Below are 17,183 nucleotides of genomic sequence, written 5' to 3' on the forward strand. Positions count from 1 at the left end.
ATGTTGAAGAACGTCGTAACGCAGGTCTTCGGAACGCGCTTCGCGCGCGAGATGAAGCGCATGCGGCCCATCATCGAACAGATCAAGGAACACGAGTCGCGGCTCGCCGAAGCCTCGGAAGAGGAACTCAGGGCACAGACCGCGAAGTTCCGGGCGGTCATCGCGGAGCGGACCGCCGAGGTCGAGGAGGCGGTGGAGGCGCTGCGGGAGAAGCGCCGTTTCACCGAGAACCCGGCTCGACGGGCCGACCTGACCGAGCGCATCGCGACGACGGAAGGAGACCTCAACGAGGCCCTGCAGGCCGTCCTCGACGAGATTCTGCCCGAGGCGTTCGCGACCGTACGGGAAGCCTGCCGACGCGTCCTCGGGGCGACGATCGAGGTCACGGGGAACGAGATGATGTGGGACATGGTCCCCTACGATGTGCAGCTCATCGGGGGGATCGTGCTCCACCAGGGGAAGATTGCCGAGATGGCGACGGGCGAGGGCAAGACGCTCGTGGCCACGATGCCGCTGTATCTTAATTCCCTCCCGGGCCGGGGTGCCCACCTCGTCACCGTCAACGACTATCTCGCCCGGCGCGACGCGCAGTGGATGGGCACCGTCTACAACTACCTCGGACTCACCGTGGGCGTGCTCGAGGACACGGAGCCGGGGAGCGCGGAACGACGGGCCGCCTATCAGGCCGACATCACCTACGGGACGAACAACGAGTTCGGGTTCGACTACCTGCGCGACAACATGGTGATCGAACTCAAGCACCGCGTGCAGCGCGGGCATGCGTACGCGATCATCGACGAAGTCGACTCGGTGCTCATCGACGAGGCCCGCACCCCGCTCATCATCTCAGGACCCGCGGGCCGCGACGAGCGTGACGTGTACCAGAAGCACAACGCGCAGGTGGCCGGGATCGCCCGCAAGCAGACGCGAATCGTCAACCGGCTCGTGGCCGAGGGCACGAAGATGCTCGAAGAGGCCGAGGCAGAGGAGGATTCGGAGCAGCGCTGGGAAGCGGGTCTGAAGCTGCTCGCCGCGCAACGCGGCGGGCCGAAGAACAAGCGGCTGCTCAAGCTGAAGACGCGCTCCGGCGTGAAACAGCTCATCCAGCGCACCGAGGCCGACCTCATGCGGGAGAAGCGGCTCCCCGAGATCGACGAGATGCTCCTCTTTTCGATGGACGAGAAGGGACAGACGATCCAGATCTCCGAGCAGGGTCTCGACGTTCTCTCGCCCGACGACCCCGAGATGTTCGTCGTTCCGGACATCTCCGAGGATGTCCAGCACGTGGCGGACGACGACGCGCTGAACACGGACGAGAAACGCGCCGAGATCGAACGGCTCGAGCGCGAGTATGCGGAGAAGTCGGAGAAGATCCACGTCATCCACCAACTCGTGAAAGCGTACTCCCTGTACGAGAAAGACGTGGAGTATGTGGTGGAGAACGGTGATGTCCTGATCGTCGACGAACACACCGGCCGCAAGATGCACGGAAGGCGCTGGTCGGACGGACTCCACCAGGCGGTCGAGGCGAAGGAGAGGGTCAAGGTGCGGGGCGAGACGCAGACGCTCGCCACGATCACGATCCAGAACTACTTCCGCATGTACGACAAACTGTCCGGGATGACGGGAACCGCCGAGACGGAGGAGGGCGAGTTCCACGCCATCTACAGCCTCGAGGTCGTGGTCATTCCGACCAACCGGCCGGTCCGGCGCCTGGATCACGACGACGTCATCTTTCAGACGAAGAAGGAGAAGTACGCCGCCCTCATCGACGAGATCGAACGGATCAACGGGGAGGGGCTTCCGATCCTCGTCGGGACGACGAGCGTGGAAGTGTCGGAGGTCATCGCCCGCATGCTCAAGCGGCGGGGCCTCGCCCACGAGGTGCTGAACGCCAAGCAACACGCGCGGGAAGCGGAGATCGTGCGCAACGCGGGGCAGCCGGGCGCGATCACGATCGCGACGAACATGGCCGGGCGCGGCACCGACATCAAACTCGCCTCCCCGTGTGTGCAGTGCGATGTGTGCGGGATCCGCTCCGAGACCCCGGCGTTCGGCCGCACCGACGAGGAACCGGACCTGTCGCGCGCCGAGATCAAGGAGCGCGGATGCGAGGAAGAGCCGCCCTGCGGACTCCAGATCCTTGGCACTGAGCGCCACCAGTCGCGCCGCATCGACCGCCAGCTCCGTGGCCGCTCCGGACGCCAGGGGGATCCCGGGGCCAGCCTCTTCTTCCTGTCGCTCGAAGACGACCTGATGCGGCTCTTCATGCACGAGCGCGTGGCGAAGGTCATGGATCGCCTGGGCGTGCAGGAGGCCGAAGTCATCAGCCACCCGTGGATCACGAAGTCCGTCGAGCGCGCGCAGAAGCGGGTCGAGACGCAGAACTTCGATGCTCGCAAGCGACTGCTGGATTACGACGACGTGATGAACCAGCAGCGGGAGGTCGTCTACGACCTGCGACTCTATGCGCTCGAGGGCGGCGAAGACCTCAAGGGCGAGACATGGGAGATGGTCGAGGAGGCGATCCGCGAGGAGATGGACGCCTATGTGCCCGAGGAGAGTTCGCACGACCGGTGGAACCTGTCGGGGCTGCGCGAGCATCTCCTGATCGAGTACTTCCTGCACAACGAGTTCCTCCCCAGGGTCGGGGCGGACGGAGAGGGAACGCCCGAGACGGGGAAGGACGCGAGCGCCGATAACTGGGCGGGGACCGACGAGCTGCACGAGGCCGTGGTCGAGAGTGCCCACGAGCAGTTCCGCGCCAAGCTCGAGAGCTTCGGGGACCTGTGGGAGCAGGTCCTGCGCTTCATCGTGCTGTCGGTGCTGGATGAGAAGTGGAAGGACCACCTCTACGATCTCGACCATCTGCGCTCCTCGATCCAGTTCCGGTCGTGGGGACAGAAGGATCCGCTGGTCGAGTACAAGAAGGATGCGTACGAGATGTTCGTGAGTCTGATCACGGACATCCGGAAGACGGTGGCCAATCGCTTTTTCCGCGCGCGGGTCGAGATGCGGCCTCCGGGTCGACCGCCGGCGCCGCAGATCACCGGCATGAGCGGTCCCGTGGAGCCGGGCGGCGGCGCCGCGGGCGGGGTGGCCGCCGGCCGGGGAGCGGGGCCTGCTCCGCGCGGCGCGTCCGGCGAGCCCGCAGCGGCCGAACCGGCGTTCTCGGCCACCGGCGTCGCGGCCTCCGCCGCGGTGAGGGATCTGACCCCCGATGACACCGCGGCCCGTGCAGCCCTCCGCGCCGGCCAGGAGCGCCGGCAGACGAGCGCTCCGGCGACGGCCACGAAGACCCCCGGCCGGAACGAGCCGTGTCACTGCGGCAGCGGCCGGAAGTACAAGAAGTGCCACGGCCGCCCCGGCTGAGACCGCTGACAGCGAGGCGGACCGTGCTACCGGCCGCGCGTCGTCGCGCCATGCCCATCGCCGCCGCGGTCCTCGCGCTCGGCTGCGGCGGAGAAGGGGAGCCCGCGGACGCGGCCTCCACCCGGGCCCGCGCGGCTGCCGCCGCGGAAGCGGCCGATTCCGCCTCGGATCCCGATCTGTCGGCCGTGTATGCGGCCGATGCCGTCGACGTGGCCCTGCTGGAATACGCAATCGGCATGCCGTCCCGGCTGCCGGCCGGCCCCACGGTGCTCCGCCTCAGCAACCAGGGCTTCGAGATGCACAACCTCAAGCTCGTGGACCCGGCGAGCGGAGAGGTGCTCTGGGAGACGGAGACGGATGTGAATACCGGGGAGGTTCGCCTCGTCGAACTCGACCTTTCTCCCGGGAGCTACACCGTGGTGTGCGATGTCGCCGGCCACGACAGCCGCGGGATGCTGATGACTCTCACCGTGGAGGCATCCGCGGCTCCCTGACCGCGCCCGGCCATCCCCTGGTACGGGCTGCCAACCCGAAGGAGCGACCGGTTTGTACCTGAGATACGTACCCCCAATGGGGATCTACGAGACCCTGTTACGCCTTCCTGGGGGCGTTCGGCACCTACATGGGCGAGCCCGGCACGAACCCGTGGAGCCAGGGGTTCCCACGGACGGCCGCCCTGCCGGACGGCCCGGAACTTCCCTCGACCGTGACGGTGACCTCCGAGCACCGCAAGTATCCCAAGGCGTGGGGGCTACCCGCGCTGAGGGAAGCGATCGCGGCCTACTACCGGCAGTCGTACAACGTCGAGATCACGGCGGAGAACGTGATGGTGTTCGCGGGCGGGCGTCCCGCAATCGTGGCGCTTCTCCTCTTCCTCGAACCCGATATCGAGGTCCGCCTGGCGTCGACGGAATACACTCCGTACTACGACGTCCTCGAGCGGCTGCGCCGCCCCTACCACCTCGTGCCCAGCGGCGTGGACAACGGGTTCCGGCCCCCGGTCTCGGCCTACACGGCTCCGCGAGACGGGCGTACCCTGATGCTGCTCAGCAACCCGTGCAATCCGACCGGAGTGACCCGGACCGGAGAGGAACTCGGGGCGCTGGTGGCGGCGAGCCAGGAGGACGGCCTGGGGCTCCTCGTCGATGAGGCCTACGAGCTTCTGCACGACGAGCCGGTGAGCGCCCTCGCGCACGTCGACGACATCGAGCGCGGCAACCTGTTCGTCGTCGGCGCCGCCACGAAGGGCCTGCAGGCGCCCGGGATCCGCATCGGGTGGGCCGTGGCGGCGAAGCGGCACATCGAAGTGCTCTCGAATTTCTCCTCGTTCGGCATGGGCGGCGTGTCCCATCCGTCGCAGTGCTACGCGGTCGAACTCCTGGACCCCGAGCGCATGCTCCACGTCCGGCAGGCCGTCCCCGCCTTCTATGCCATGCAGCGCGAGCGTTACGGCCGGGCGTTCGAGGATCTCGGCCTCGAACTCTTCTCGGGCGACGGCGGCTTCTACCACTGGTGCCGGCTCCCGAACGGCTGGACCGCCCAGCAGCTGAACGAGCGCCTCTTCACGCGCGGGGCCGCGATCCTCAAGGGGACCGACTGCGACATGGAGCGGCTCGGCGACGACTCGCCGCTGTCGGGCTTCTTCCGCTTCTCCTTCGGCCCCCTCGCCCCGGAATCCTTCGAGGCGGACATCGCCCTCCTTGGCGAGACGCTGCGCGAGATGCGATCCTGAGAGCGCAGCGGCACACCCTGCCTGCGCGGCGAGAGCTCGCGGGTCCCGCGTGGTCCCGCGACCGGAACCAGGAGGACGTTCGATGGCAATGACGCGACGTGAATTCGCGGGGACTTCGCTCGCGGCGGCGGGGGCGGCGACGCTCCCGGCCGTGGGAGCCGCGGGATGCGCGGGGGAGACCCGACCCTCGACGGATTCGGAAAGCACAGCCGGCGACGGTGCGGCCCGCCCCGGGCGGCTGCTCATCCTGGGGGGCACCGGCTTCATCGGCCCTCACATGGTGCGCCACGCCCTCGCGCGGGGACACGAGGTGACCCTCTTCAACCGGGGGCGCACGAACCCTGATCTCTTTCCCGGCGTCGAGACCCTCATCGGGGACCGCGACGGGGCGCTCGACGCGCTACGGGGAAAGGAATGGGACTACGTCGTCGACAACAGCGGCTACGTCCCGCGTCTGGTGCGCGACTCGGGCACCCTCCTGCGCGATGCCGTCGGCCGGTATCTGTTCACCTCCACCGGCTCCGTGTACGACTTCGACCAGGACGAACTGCCGGAGGATGCCCGGCTGCTCGAGGTGACCGATCCCGAGAGCGAAGACGTGGGACAGTACTACGGAGAACTGAAGGTGATGTGCGAGGAGGCGGTGCAGGAGATCTACGGCGACCGCGGCACGGTCACCCGCCTGCACGTCGTCGCGGGTCCCGGAGATCCCACCGACCGCTTCACGTACTGGCCCGTCCGGATCCATCACGGCGGCGAGGTGATTGCGCCGGGCGAGGCGGACAACCCGGTGCAGTTCATCGACGTGCGGGACCTGGCCGAGTTCTGCATGCACCTGCTGGAGGAAGACACCGGCGGCATCTTCAACGTGGCCGGGCCGACGCTCGACGAGACGCGGATGGACGAGTTCCTGTACGGGATCCGCGCGGTCACCACGTCGCGGGTGTCGTTCACGTGGGTGGACGAGGACTTCCTCGCGAACCGCGAGCCGCCCGCGCGCTTCCCCCTCTGGTACTCGGTGAACGGCGGCGCGAGGGCGCTGGCGCGCGTCAGGTCGCACCGGGGCGTCGAGGCGGGCCTGCGCTTTCGCCCGCTCGCGGTCACGGCGCGGGAAACCCTCGACTGGTTCCTGAGCGAATCCGAGGAACGCCGCGCCGAGCTTCAGTTGAACCTCGACCGTGATGCGCAGATCCTGGCGGACTGGAAAGGCCGATAAATGCGAGCGGGGAATTCGATGGCAATGACGGGAGCGGGACGGCCAACGAGCGTCGATCAGTCGGACCGGATCGTCCCCATCAACCTGCGCCAGAGTGGGCGGACACCGGTCGAGATGCTCATCTCGACCCGGATCCGGAAATCGCCGTACTGGCACCTCTCGCACGAGGCGGGCTGCTGGAGGGCGACCGTCTACAACCGCATCTACCACCCCCGTGGCTACGCGCGGCCCGAGGAGGGAGGCGCGGCGGTCGAACACGAGGCGCTCACGCACCGTGTCACGATGTGGAACGTCGCCGTGGAGCGGCAGGTCCGCGTCAGGGGACCGGATGCGGAGGCGTTCACCGACTACGTGATCACGCGCGACGCGACCCTCATCGAACCGATGCGCGCGAGGTACGTCATCCTCTGCAACGAGCGGGGAGGCATCCTCAACGACCCGGTGCTTCTGCGGCTCTCCGAGGACGAGTTCTGGTTCTCGCTCGCCGACTCCGACCTCCTGTTCTGGCTGCAAGGGGTGAACGTCGGTCTCGGGATGCGGGTGGAGATCGACGAGATCGACGTCTGTCCGCTGCAGATCCAGGGGCCGAGGTCGCTCGATCTCATGGTCGATCTCGTGGGGGAGGCCGTCCGGGACATGCCCTACTACGGGCTCATGGAAGCGGAGATCGCCGGCTGTTCCGTCGTGATCTCACAGACCGGATTCTCGGGGGAGAAGGGCTACGAGATCTACCTGCGGGACGCGACCCTGCACGCGGAGGCGCTGTGGCGGGCGGTGCTGGACGCGGGGGAGGCGCACGGGCTCATGGTCACGGCCCCCGGCCATCAGCGCCGCATCCAGGCCGGAATCATGTCGTGGGGACAGGATATTGATCACGAGACGAGCCCGTTCCAGTGCAACCTCGCCTACCAGGTGCCGCGCGAGAAACCGGGCGACTACATCGGGCGGGCGGCGCTGGAAGGTCAGCGGGCCGAGATCGAGGCGGGCCGGTCTCCGTTCGCCCTCGTGATGGCGGGGATGAAGCTGGGCGGCCGGCCGATCGACGACTACGCGCCCGACTTCTGGCTCGTGTCGCGCGCAGACGGCGGGGATCCGGTGGGTTACATCACCTCACCGTGGCATGCCCCGGAACTGGGCAGCAACATCGCGCTCGGATACGTGCCCCCCGCGGACGCCACCATCGGGACGGAACTCGCGGTGTGGCTCCCGGACGAGTACGCGAGCGAGCCGGGCAAGCCCGATTCCGCCCGCGTATGCGAGGTCCCGTTCAGGCCCTCCGCGAACCCGAGCACTCGCGAGGTAGCCCGGGCCCAGGGGCGCGACACCGCCCGCTAGCCCGTGTCCCTCGCGACAGGGCAGCGCCGGGATCGCGTGGGGCGCGTCAGGCTCGCGTAGGGATCGCCTCAGGACCTCATGCGGGCGCCGGTCGGGTCGAAGAGCGCGGTATCGGCCGCCACGGTAACCGGGAAGGCCTCGTTCATGTAGAGGACCCGGAGCCGCGTTCCGGGGGCGGCGAATCCTGGCGGCAGGTACGCCATGAGAAGGTACTTCCCGACGGACGGGCCCATCCCCGCCGACGTGACGCGGGACTCCCTTCCATGGACGTCGACGATGCGCTCCCCATCCGGCCCCAGAAGCGGCTCGTTGCCTCCGGTCGGGAAGCGCGCGAGCCCGGAGGCGTCGGCGTGGTCGTCCATGGTAAGGGTGCGGAGCACCGCATCGGGGCCCGCATCCCGAGCCTTCAGGTACGCGGTTCGGCCGATGAAGTCCGCCCGCTTCACGCGGGGCCGCGCCAGGCCCGCCTCCACCGGCGAGTACTCCGAAGTGAGTTCGGCCCCCATCAAGGCATAGCCCTTCTCCATGCGGCCCGTCGTGCCGTACACGCCACCGCCCACCGGCCGCAGGTCAAAGGCCCGGCCCGCCTCCCACACGGCGTCCCACACCCGCGGCGCGAGGTCGCCCTCCGCGTAGATCTCCCACCCGCTCTCCCCCACATACGAGATCCGGCACATTGTGAAGGGGATCCCGCCCACCGTGACATCGCGCACAGTGGCGTAGGGGAAAGCGGACGGCGAGAGCTTCGCACCGGAGATCGTCGTCAGCAGCGCCTCCGCCCGGGGCCCCCAAACGCCGAGCGTGGAGACCTGCGCCGACCGATCCTCGAATTGGACGGAGCCATCCTCCGGCAGGTGTTTGCGGAACCAGGCCGCGTCCCGCGCGCCGTCGAAGGCGCCGGTCACAACGCGGAAACGGTCCGCCGCCAGCCGCTGGATCGTCAGGTCGGCCCGAAAGCCCCCGTCCGGCGTCAGCAGCGGGGTGTAGATGGACGTGCCGGGGGGGCGGTCGCAGGCGTTGGCCGCCATCCTCTCCAGGTACGCGAGCGCCCCGGGGCCCGTCACATCGAAGATCTGGAACGCGCCCAGATCGACGACACCGACCTTCTCGCGCAGGTGCAGGTGCTCGGCCTCGATGATGGGAGACCACCAGCGGCGGTCCCACTCGTGCGGCCGGTCCGGGACGCCGTATCGGGCGACGAGGTCGGCGTTCGACGCGTACCACTGCGGGCGCTCCCATCCGCGGGCCTCGTAGTACTCGGCTCCGAGCGCCTCGGTGCGCGCGTGGAGCGCCGAGCGGAGTGCGCCGCGGCGGGACGCCCACTGCTCGCGCGGATTCACGATCCCGTATGTCTTGTTGAAGTGCTCGCGTGCCCGGGCCCGCACGTGCGAGCCGGACCGCTCGTGCGGCTGGAAGCGGGTCACATCGGACTCGTGCGGGTCGCACAGGCGGGGGTGGCCGTGCGTGATCCACTCGGCCATGAGGCGCGCCGCCCCGGGACCTTCCTTGATCCAGACCGCCGCCGCCGACCACAGGTTGCCGACCTCGGCGGTCTCCCCCAGCACCGGGTGCGCGTCGGGGGTGAGGGAGAGGAGGCCGTTGATCGCGTATCCCCTCCCGGTCCCCTCGAACAACGGTCCCATGATCTCGCGCGCCTGCGCCAGTTGTGGCGCGAAGTCGTCCTCCGTGAACGGCATCTCGGTGGGGGAGCGTTCCGACGCCTCGCGCGAAGGGATATCCCCGGGACGCACGAGGATGGGGCGGTGCGCGTAGGATCCGACCTCCATCGCGTCGTACTTCTGGCGCTCGTACATGAACGTGTCCATGTCGCGCACGATGGGGTAGCCGATCTCGTTGCCGGTCGCGCTCAGGAGGTCGATGGGGCCGAAGTCCGCCATCTGGTGGACGGCCGGCGTGAGCGGAATCGAGGCACCGGCCATTGCCGCGATGAGAGGGCTCCACACGCCGCACGCGATGACCGCGTGCTCGACCTCGATGCGGCCGCGCGCGGTGAGGACGGCCCGCAGACGGGGACGCCCAGAGGGCCGGGAGGCGACCTCGAATCCGGTGACCTCGGTGTTGTCCAAGACCGTGAGCGCGCCGCGGGACAGGGCCCGCTCGCGCATGAGGGTCCCCGCTCGCACCGAGTCGACGACCGAGACGGAAGACATCCAGAAGCCGCCCAGTATGACGTCGGGGTTCACGAACGGGATCCGCTCGGCCACCTCCCCCGGCGCGAGCAGTTCGGCGTTGATGCCCCACGCGCGCGCCGAAGTCATGCGGCGCCGCAGTTCCTCCATGCGGGCCTCGGTGCGGGCGACCTCGGCGCCGCCGCACGTCGTTCGCACGCCGAGCGCCTCGTACTGACGCAGGCTCTCCAGCGTCAGCATCGCGACCTCGCGGTTGTGGTCGGTGGGGAAGATGAAGTTGGAGGCGTGGCCGGTGGAGCCGCCGGGGTCGGGGAGCGGTCCCTTCTCGATGAGGACGAGGTCGTCCCAGCCCCGCCGCGCGAGATGCTCGACGAGGCAGCTGCCGACGATGCCGCCCCCGATGACGGCGATGCTCGCCGCGGCCGGCTGTGGCGCGCGTTCGGTCAAGGTCCCGGATCCTCGCACATGCCGGACGCCTCGCGCGGCGCCGGCGGCGGGCCGCCGCGTGACGGCCCGCCGTTCCCTCTTCTCAGCGCCGTGGCGGGATGCGGATCGGGTCGCCCAGATCCGGCATCACGCCCAGGTCGCCCAGCAGCGCTTCGAGCGCCGGCATGCGTCCGGTCAGGAGCGCGTTGATGCTCTCAACGACTGGCGGCAGCGCCTCCCAGGCCGCATCGATCCGGTACAGCTGATCCGCCGTGGGCTCGCCGGACCACCCTTCCATCTGCCCGATTCCGGTGCCTCCGGCGGCCTCGCCCAGGTCGTCGCCGATCTCCTCCAGTTCGCCGGAAATCTCCTCGGCCATGGCCTCGATCCGCTCGCGGTCCGCGTCGTCCATCTCCGCGTCGTCCACCAGCGCCCGGATCTCGTCCAGCCGGCCGTCCATGGCGCCGATCCGCTGCCGGGCGTCGCGCACCGGACCGGCGAGCGCGTGGGCTCGCATCATCGCGTCCTGTCGCGCGACGAGCGCCGCCCGACTGGCCTCGCGCCGCGGGTCGAGGCGTACGCCCACCTCGGTCTCCTGGCTCTCGCCACCGATCGTGAGGCGCACCGTGTAGGTGCCCGGCAACACGCGCGGCCCCGCGCCCGCGGCCGGTCCACGCGAGAAGCCGCCGCCCCCGCCGTCAGCCGCAAAGGCGGGATCCACGCGAAAGTCCCACAGCACCTCGTTGAGACCCGCGCTGCCGTCAGCGTCCATCGTGCGCACGACGTCGCCGCCATCGAGGATCTCGAGGCTCGCCCCGTCCGAGTCGACCCCGTCGCCCAGGTAGTAGCGGAGCGGAATCCCGGCCGGCGGGTTGGGGGCGATGAATGTTGCCGGATGGAAGGGCCAATCCATGCCCATCGACCACATCGTGCCGCGCCGCGCCCCGAACAGCTGGAAGTCGGTGGCGAACACGTCAGCGGACATCTCCTCGAGCGGGGTGATGTCGTCGAGGATCCAGATGCTGCGCCCGTGCGTCCCCACGACGAGGTCGTTCTCCCGCGGGTGGATGGCGATGTCGTCCACCGGGACGATCGGGAGGTTGTTCACCATGCGCGCCCACGACTCGCCCCGATCGATCGACATGTAGACGCCGATCTCGTTCCCGAGGAAGAGGAGGTTCGCGTTCCGCGGGTGCTCCCGGATCACGTTCACCGACCACCCGTCGGGGAGGCCGGCCGTGATCTGCCGCCAGCTCGAGCCGTGGTCCTCGCTCACGTAGGCGTAGGGCGCGTAGTCGTCATTGCGGTGGCCGTCGAACGTCACGTAGACGCGTCCGTCGACCCCGTGCGACGTCTCGAGACGGCTCACGTAGGTGCGCGGAGGGACGCCGGGGACCTGGTCGATGACGTTGGTCCACGTGGCCCCGCCGTCGAGCGTCACCTGAAGGTTCCCGTCATCGGTTCCCACGTAGAGCGCGTCGGACGAGTGCTTCGATTCGGCGAACGCGGTGATGTTGCCGTAGGAGGCGATGCCGTCGTTGTCCGACAGCGTTTCGTCCGTCACCACGCGTCCCATGATCTCAAGCGTGTCGCGGTCGATCTGCTTCGTGAGGTCGGGGCTCGCCTCCTCCCAGTTCAACCCCCGGTCCCGCGACCGGAAGAGGTGGTTCCCGCCCAGGTAGATCGTCGCCCGGTCGTGGCGCGAGATCGCGAACGGCGAGTCCCAGTTGAAGCGGTAGCGGCGCGGCTCGTCGTCCTCGGCTTCATCTCCCGTCGGGCGCGGGAAAGGCCGGATCGACTGTCCCTCGCGCGTGGCCACATCGATGCGCGCCATGTTTCCGCCCTGCGACTCCGAGAACATGATGTTCGGGTCCTCGGGATCGGAGTGGTTGTGGAACCCGTCCCCGAACCACATGTGCGTCCATTCGCGGTTGCGCACGCCCCATGTGGACTGCGTCCGGTGCGGAGCGCACCAGTTCCCGTTGTCCTGCAGCCCGCCGCACACGTTGTACGGGTCGCTCATGTCGACATCGATCTCGTAGAACTGGCCGATCGCCATGTTCCGGATGGAACGCCACGTGACGGAGCCGTCGCGCGAGAAGGCGAGGCCGCCGTCGTTCCCGTTGATGAGATGGTTCGAGTTGTCCGGATTGATCCACAGCGCGTGGTGGTCGGAGTGGATCTGGTCCGTCGCGTTCCCGGGCCACCACGTCCGGCCCCCGTCGTCAGAGGCCGATGACTGGACGCCGCCCAGGTAGATCCGCTCGGGATTGTTGGGGTCGATCCGGATGAGGGAGAAGTACATCGGGCGCGGGTTGCGGTCGCTCATGAACTCCCACGTCTCGCCGCGGTCGGTGGAGCGGTACACGCCCTGGCCCTCGTGCGCCTCCACGATCGCGTACACGAGATTGCCGTCCCGACGATAGACGTCGAGCCCGATGCGGCCCAGTTCGCCCTCGGGGAGGCCTTCCTCGAGGCGGGTCCAGTTCTGCCCGCCGTCCGTCGTGCGCCAGATCCCGGACCCGCCGCCGCCCGCCGCGAAGCCGAAGCCCGTGCGCTGCCGCTGGTACGTCGCCGCGAACAGCGTGTTCGGGTCGTTGTGGTCCATGACGAGGTCGATGATCCCGGTATGCTCGTCGATGTAGAGGATGTTCTCCCACGTCTCCCCGCCGTCCGTCGTCTTGAACAGGCCGCGCTCCTCGTTCGGGCCCCACAGGTGGCCCACCGCGCCCACATAGACGACGTCGGGATCGCGCGGATCGATCCTGATCTTGCTGATGTGGCGCGTGTCCTCGAGCCCGACGTGCGCCCACGTACCTCCGGCGTCCGTCGACTTGAAGACGCCGACGCCCCACGGAGAACTCTGGCGGTTCGCCGGTTCGCCCGTGCCGACCCAGACGTGGTTGGGGTTGGAGGGCGCCACGCTCACGGCCCCGACCGAAGCCGTGGGCTGGTCATCGAACACCGGGTCCCAAGTCATGCCGTCGGTCGTCGTCTTCCACACGCCGCCGGCGCCGAGGCCGACGTAGAAGATGCGCGGGTCGCTCTCGACCACCGCGAGGTCGGAGACGCGACCGCCCATGATGGCCGGCCCCAGTTCCCGGAAGTCCAGGACCGAGGCCGCGTCGGCAGCCCCTTCGGAAGCCGTCTGCGCGGTCGCCGCCTCGGGCCGGGCGGCGCCCAGCGCGAGGGAAAGAGAAACAAAGAGCGTGACGAGAAGGCGATAGGATCGCTCGATCCTGAGTTGGAGCGCCATCGGAACCTCCGGGGTGACGGCGAGAAACCGCGGAAAACAGAACATCTGAACAGTGATTCCCGCCAAGCCCGCCGCGCAAGACAACACCGCGATGCACCGCGCTCCACTTGTTTCGCCGGGAGGGGGCGGCTTACTTGGCCGGCATGTGTTTCGGGACAATACGAAAGCCGTCGGAACGGCAACGCTGGGAGCCGCTTCGCCGCGCACTTGCAGTCGCCTTCCTTGCGGCCTTCTTCGCCGCGCCTGTCTTCGCGGTAGCCCCGACCGCCCCGACCGCCGATCCGGACTCCGTTCTGCGCATCACGTTTCTCGATGTGGGGCAGGCGGATGCCGTCCTCATCCAGGCGCCCGGTGGCCGGACCGCACTCGTCGACGCGGGACGAGGCGACATCGTTTCGCTCCTGCGCCGGTTCGGCGTGACCGAGATCGATCTGCTCGTCGCGACGCATCCCCACGCTGATCACATCGGCGGCATGGCCGGGGTGATCGAGACGTTCCCGGTCCGCTTCTACATGGACAACGGCCAGCCGCACACGACGCAGACCTACCGGCGGCTGCTCGCCGCCCTCGACGCGCGTCCGGAGATCACCTACCTGGAGGCCTCGCCGCGGACGCTCACGCTCGGGGAGGTCGAGGTCGAGGTGCTGCCGCTCCTGCCGCGAGGGAGCACGGAACACAACGATCGCTCGGTCGCCCTGGTTGTTCGCTACGGAAGCTTCACGGCGTTCCTGAGCGGCGACTCGGAGGTAAGGCAGCTCTCGTATCTCGTTGGGCAGGGTGTCGTACCCGAGGCGACCCTGCTCAAGGCGCCGCACCACGGCAGCGACAACGGCTTCACGTGGGATTTCCTCGCCGCGGCGAAGCCCCGGGTGGTGGTCATCTCGGCGGGCCGGAACAACCAGTACGGCCACCCGAGACCCGCGGCGCTGAACGCCTTCCACGCTTCGGGCGCCGCGGTGTTCCGGACGGATCAGCACGGGCATGTCTCGGTGGAGGGTCGCGAGAGCGGAGACTACGAGGTCGCGTACGGCGGACAGGTTGCGCTCCAGGGAGGCGCTGCACGTGCGGAGGCGGGTCCGCCGTCCGCACGCCGCGTCTCGGCGCTGACGGCCGGTGCGGGGGGCGCTCTCTCCCCCGGAGCGTCGGGAGCCGTCGGGATCCGGATCCGGGTGCATGCCGACGCCCCGGGCAACGACCACCAGAACCCGAACGGCGAGTACGCGGTCCTCGAGAGCCTTTCGTCCGAGGACCGGGCGGTCGGCGGCTGGGCGCTGTGTGACCTGGCGAACCACTGCTTCCGTTTCCCGGCGGGCGCCGTGCTGAAGGCTGGCGAACAGCTCGTCGTGCACACCGGTGCCGGGCGCGCCGACGGCGCCCGCTACTACATGGGCCGACGACAGGCCGTGTGGAACAACAGCGGCGACACCGCGACGCTTTACGACGACACAGGAGCCGTCGTCGTCGTGTTCAACTATTGAGCGGGCAAGCGGAGTACCTCTGGGTCGTCGACCGCTTGGAGGGCTCCAGCGCTGTTCTTGTCCGCGACGGGGACGAGCGCACCGAGGACGTGCCGCTCGAGACGCTTCCCGCCGGGAGCCGGGAGGGAGCCGTGCTGCGCGTGCCGGAGGTGGGCGGGCGGCCCGACTGGACGGCCGCCGTGCTGGACGAGGAGGCGCGCCGCGCCCGGTTGCGGGAGGCGGAAGAGGTACTGGAACGCCTGAAACGCCGCGATCCCGGCGGCGACATCAAGCTCTAAGTGCCTTGAACGATGGGGCGGCCCCCATCTAGGATCGAAGTCTGCGATCCCCCTGCCAGGAGCCGTCCGATGAAACGCCGAGACTTTCTCGTCACCTCCGCCGCGGCCGCCGCCGGATCGAGCCTCGTCGCCTGCCGTCCCCCCGAGACCGCCGCCGCGCCGCCCGTCACCTCCGGGCAGTGGGGCTCCGGAGACTACTCGCATGTACCGGGCCTGGCCGGGCCCGCGCACGGGACCGTGTGGGGCCGGACGGGCGTGACGGCCTGCTCCGACTACTACGCGTCGCTCGCCGGCACGAAGACGATGATGGAGGGAGGGAACGCCATCGACGCCATGGTCGCCGCCTGCGCCACGCTGAACGTGTCCGACCCGTACATGTCCGGCATCGGGGGATTCGGCGGCTACATGCTCATCTACCTGGCCGAGGAGAACCGCGTCGTCGGTCTCGACGCGCTCGGCAAGTCGCCCGCCGCCTCGTCGCCCGAGACGATGACGCTCGACGACTTCGCCATGGGGTACAAGGCGCCGATCGTGCCCGGCGCCTTCAAGGGCTGGGCCGCAGCGCTCGAGCGCTACGGCACGATGAGTCTCGGCGACCTGTTCGAGCCCGCGATCCAGCTCGCCGAGGACGGCTTCGTGATCTCGAAGTTCGACGAGCGCTACACGGCGTCGAGCGCGGACAAGCTGCGCCGCTTCCCGTCGACGACGCGCGTGTTCTTCCCCAAAGGGCGCCCTCCCCGCATGGGCGAGGTCATCCGGCAACCCGAACTCGCCGCGAGCATGCGGCACCTCGCCCGCGTGGGGCCCGACGACCTCTACCAGGGCGAGCTCGCCGACCGCATCGTCGCCTTCCTGGCCGAGAACGGCGGCCACCTGACGAAGGCGGACCTCGAATCGTACGAGGTCCAGTGGAGAGAGCCGATCACGACGACCTTCCAGGGATACGACCTGCACGCCATGCCGCCGGGTTCGTGCGGGATGTCGATGTTCCAGGCACTCAACATCATGGACGGGTTCGACCTCGCCAACATGGACCTCTACGGGTCGGAGTTCGTGCACCTGTGGCTGGAGGCGTTCAAGCTCGCGCTCGCCGACGACGACCGGTACAACACCGGGAAGGAAGACGTGGACATCCCCGTCGACATGATCATCTCCCGTGAGTACGCGGACGAACAGCGCGCGAAGATCGATCCGATGCGTGTCGCCTCCTTCTCCGGCGCCCCGCTTCCGTTCTTCGGGACGACGAGTCTCTCCACCGTCGACCGCTGGGGGAACGCGGTCGCCTTCACGCAGTCGCTCGTCAACGCGTACGGGAGCGGCGTGATCGCCGGCGACACCGGGATCTTCCTCAACAACGGCCACATGTTCGGTTTCGTGCTCGAGGAGGGTCACGTGAACCACCTCGAGGGCGGCAAGCGGGCGAAGGGCGTGATGACGCCGTGCATGATGATGAAAGACGGCGACCTCTTCGCGGCCGTCGGGGCCCAAGGCGGCTACACGATCCCGCAGACCGTGGGCCAGGTGATCACGAAGCTCGCGGTGGCCGGGATGGACATGCAGTTGGCGATCGCCTCGCCGCGCATGTGCGTCAACCGGGGCGGGGGCCGGACGCCGATCCCGGAGGACTCCGTCACCTATGTGGAGGCCGGGTTCCCGCCCGAGGTCTACGAGGAGTTGGCGGACCGCGGCCACTACCTCGCGGAGCCCGGGAATCTGGGCGGCGTGCAGGCGGTGCATCGCGACGCGGGGACAGGCGCCCTCTCCGGCGGGTCGGACCCGAGACGCGACGGCCACGCCATCGCCTGGTAGTCCTCTACGTCCTCGCCGGATCCGGATCCATGACCACCTCGAAGTCTTCCTCGTAGCCTACCCGGGTGTGGGAGGCGAGGTAACGGAGCACAGTAGCCTAAGATCACGGCAAGGAATCATGTAACTTCAAT

General features: G+C 68.8%; 10 protein-coding genes. 8 read left to right on the forward strand and 2 right to left on the reverse strand.

All coding sequences use genetic code 11. The features are described from left to right. From secA to ACOOGH_RS02580, 5 genes are all read left to right on the forward strand, one after another. Positions 1-3,372 carry a preprotein translocase subunit SecA gene (secA, locus tag ACOOGH_RS02560; protein ID WP_420447426.1) on the forward strand — a complete coding sequence of 1,124 codons (3,372 nt, stop codon included), beginning with the start codon at positions 1-3 and terminating at the stop codon, positions 3,370-3,372. A 23-nt stretch (positions 3,373-3,395) separates the two neighbouring features. After that, the gene (locus tag ACOOGH_RS02565) at positions 3,396-3,866 is read left to right on the forward strand and encodes a hypothetical protein (protein ID WP_420447427.1); all 471 of its coding nucleotides are present in this window, start codon (positions 3,396-3,398) and stop codon (positions 3,864-3,866) included. A 128-nt stretch (positions 3,867-3,994) separates the two neighbouring features. Next, on the forward strand, positions 3,995-5,104 hold the full coding sequence (locus ACOOGH_RS02570) for a pyridoxal phosphate-dependent aminotransferase (RefSeq protein ID WP_420447428.1): 1,110 nt from the start codon (positions 3,995-3,997) through the stop codon (positions 5,102-5,104). An 82-nt stretch (positions 5,105-5,186) separates the two neighbouring features. Further along, positions 5,187-6,320: an NAD-dependent epimerase/dehydratase family protein gene (locus tag ACOOGH_RS02575; RefSeq protein ID WP_420447429.1), complete on the forward strand. Its 1,134-nt coding sequence runs from the start codon at positions 5,187-5,189 to the stop codon at positions 6,318-6,320. Positions 6,321-6,344: 24 nt separating this feature from the next. After that, complete coding sequence (locus tag ACOOGH_RS02580; RefSeq protein ID WP_420450047.1) at positions 6,345-7,655, forward strand: glycine cleavage T C-terminal barrel domain-containing protein; 1,311 nt, start codon at positions 6,345-6,347, stop codon at positions 7,653-7,655. Positions 7,656-7,723: 68 nt separating this feature from the next. Here ACOOGH_RS02580 and ACOOGH_RS02585 read toward each other — a convergent pair whose 3' ends face one another. Then, the gene (locus ACOOGH_RS02585) at positions 7,724-10,252 is read right to left on the reverse strand and encodes a GcvT family protein (RefSeq protein ID WP_420447430.1); all 2,529 of its coding nucleotides are present in this window, start codon (positions 10,250-10,252) and stop codon (positions 7,724-7,726) included. 82 nt (positions 10,253-10,334) lie between these two features. Then, positions 10,335-13,487, reverse strand: a complete 3,153-nt coding sequence (locus tag ACOOGH_RS02590; RefSeq protein ID WP_420447431.1) for a VPS10 domain-containing protein — start codon at positions 13,485-13,487, stop codon at positions 10,335-10,337. Between the two features lie 143 nt (positions 13,488-13,630). Here ACOOGH_RS02590 and ACOOGH_RS02595 point away from each other — a divergent pair, with 143 nt between their 5' ends. From ACOOGH_RS02595 to ggt, 3 genes are all read left to right on the forward strand, one after another. Beyond that, positions 13,631-14,965, forward strand: coding sequence for an MBL fold metallo-hydrolase (locus ACOOGH_RS02595; RefSeq protein ID WP_420450048.1), 1,335 nt, complete (start codon positions 13,631-13,633; stop codon positions 14,963-14,965). After that, positions 14,962-15,243 carry a DUF3006 domain-containing protein gene (locus tag ACOOGH_RS02600; RefSeq protein ID WP_420447432.1) on the forward strand — a complete coding sequence of 94 codons (282 nt, stop codon included), beginning with the start codon at positions 14,962-14,964 and terminating at the stop codon, positions 15,241-15,243. The genes ACOOGH_RS02595 and ACOOGH_RS02600 overlap by 4 nt, the downstream gene beginning before the upstream one ends. Positions 15,244-15,312: 69 nt before the next feature. Then, positions 15,313-17,052, forward strand: a complete 1,740-nt coding sequence (gene ggt / locus ACOOGH_RS02605) for a gamma-glutamyltransferase (RefSeq protein WP_420447433.1) — start codon at positions 15,313-15,315, stop codon at positions 17,050-17,052. The last annotated feature ends 131 nt before the right edge of the window (positions 17,053-17,183 follow it).

Origin of the sequence: Candidatus Palauibacter sp. (assembly GCF_965213655.1) — a bacterium.
Taxonomy (GTDB): Bacteria; Gemmatimonadota; Gemmatimonadetes; order Palauibacterales; family Palauibacteraceae; genus Palauibacter.

Bases quoted from the DNA above. Each gene is read 5' to 3' on its own strand.
- ACOOGH_RS02580 (WP_420450047.1), top strand. From the start codon at position 6,345: ATGACGGGAGCGGGACGGCCAACGAGCGTCGATCAGTCGGACCGGATC.
- secA (WP_420447426.1), top strand. From the start codon at position 1: ATGTTGAAGAACGTCGTAACGCAGGTCTTCGGAACGCGCTTCGCGCGC.
- ACOOGH_RS02590 (WP_420447431.1), bottom strand. From the start codon at position 13,487: ATGGCGCTCCAACTCAGGATCGAGCGATCCTATCGCCTTCTCGTCACG.
- ggt (WP_420447433.1), top strand. From the start codon at position 15,313: ATGAAACGCCGAGACTTTCTCGTCACCTCCGCCGCGGCCGCCGCCGGA.
- ACOOGH_RS02595 (WP_420450048.1), top strand. From the start codon at position 13,631: ATGTGTTTCGGGACAATACGAAAGCCGTCGGAACGGCAACGCTGGGAG.
- ACOOGH_RS02575 (WP_420447429.1), top strand. From the start codon at position 5,187: ATGGCAATGACGCGACGTGAATTCGCGGGGACTTCGCTCGCGGCGGCG.
- ACOOGH_RS02570 (WP_420447428.1), top strand. From the start codon at position 3,995: ATGGGCGAGCCCGGCACGAACCCGTGGAGCCAGGGGTTCCCACGGACG.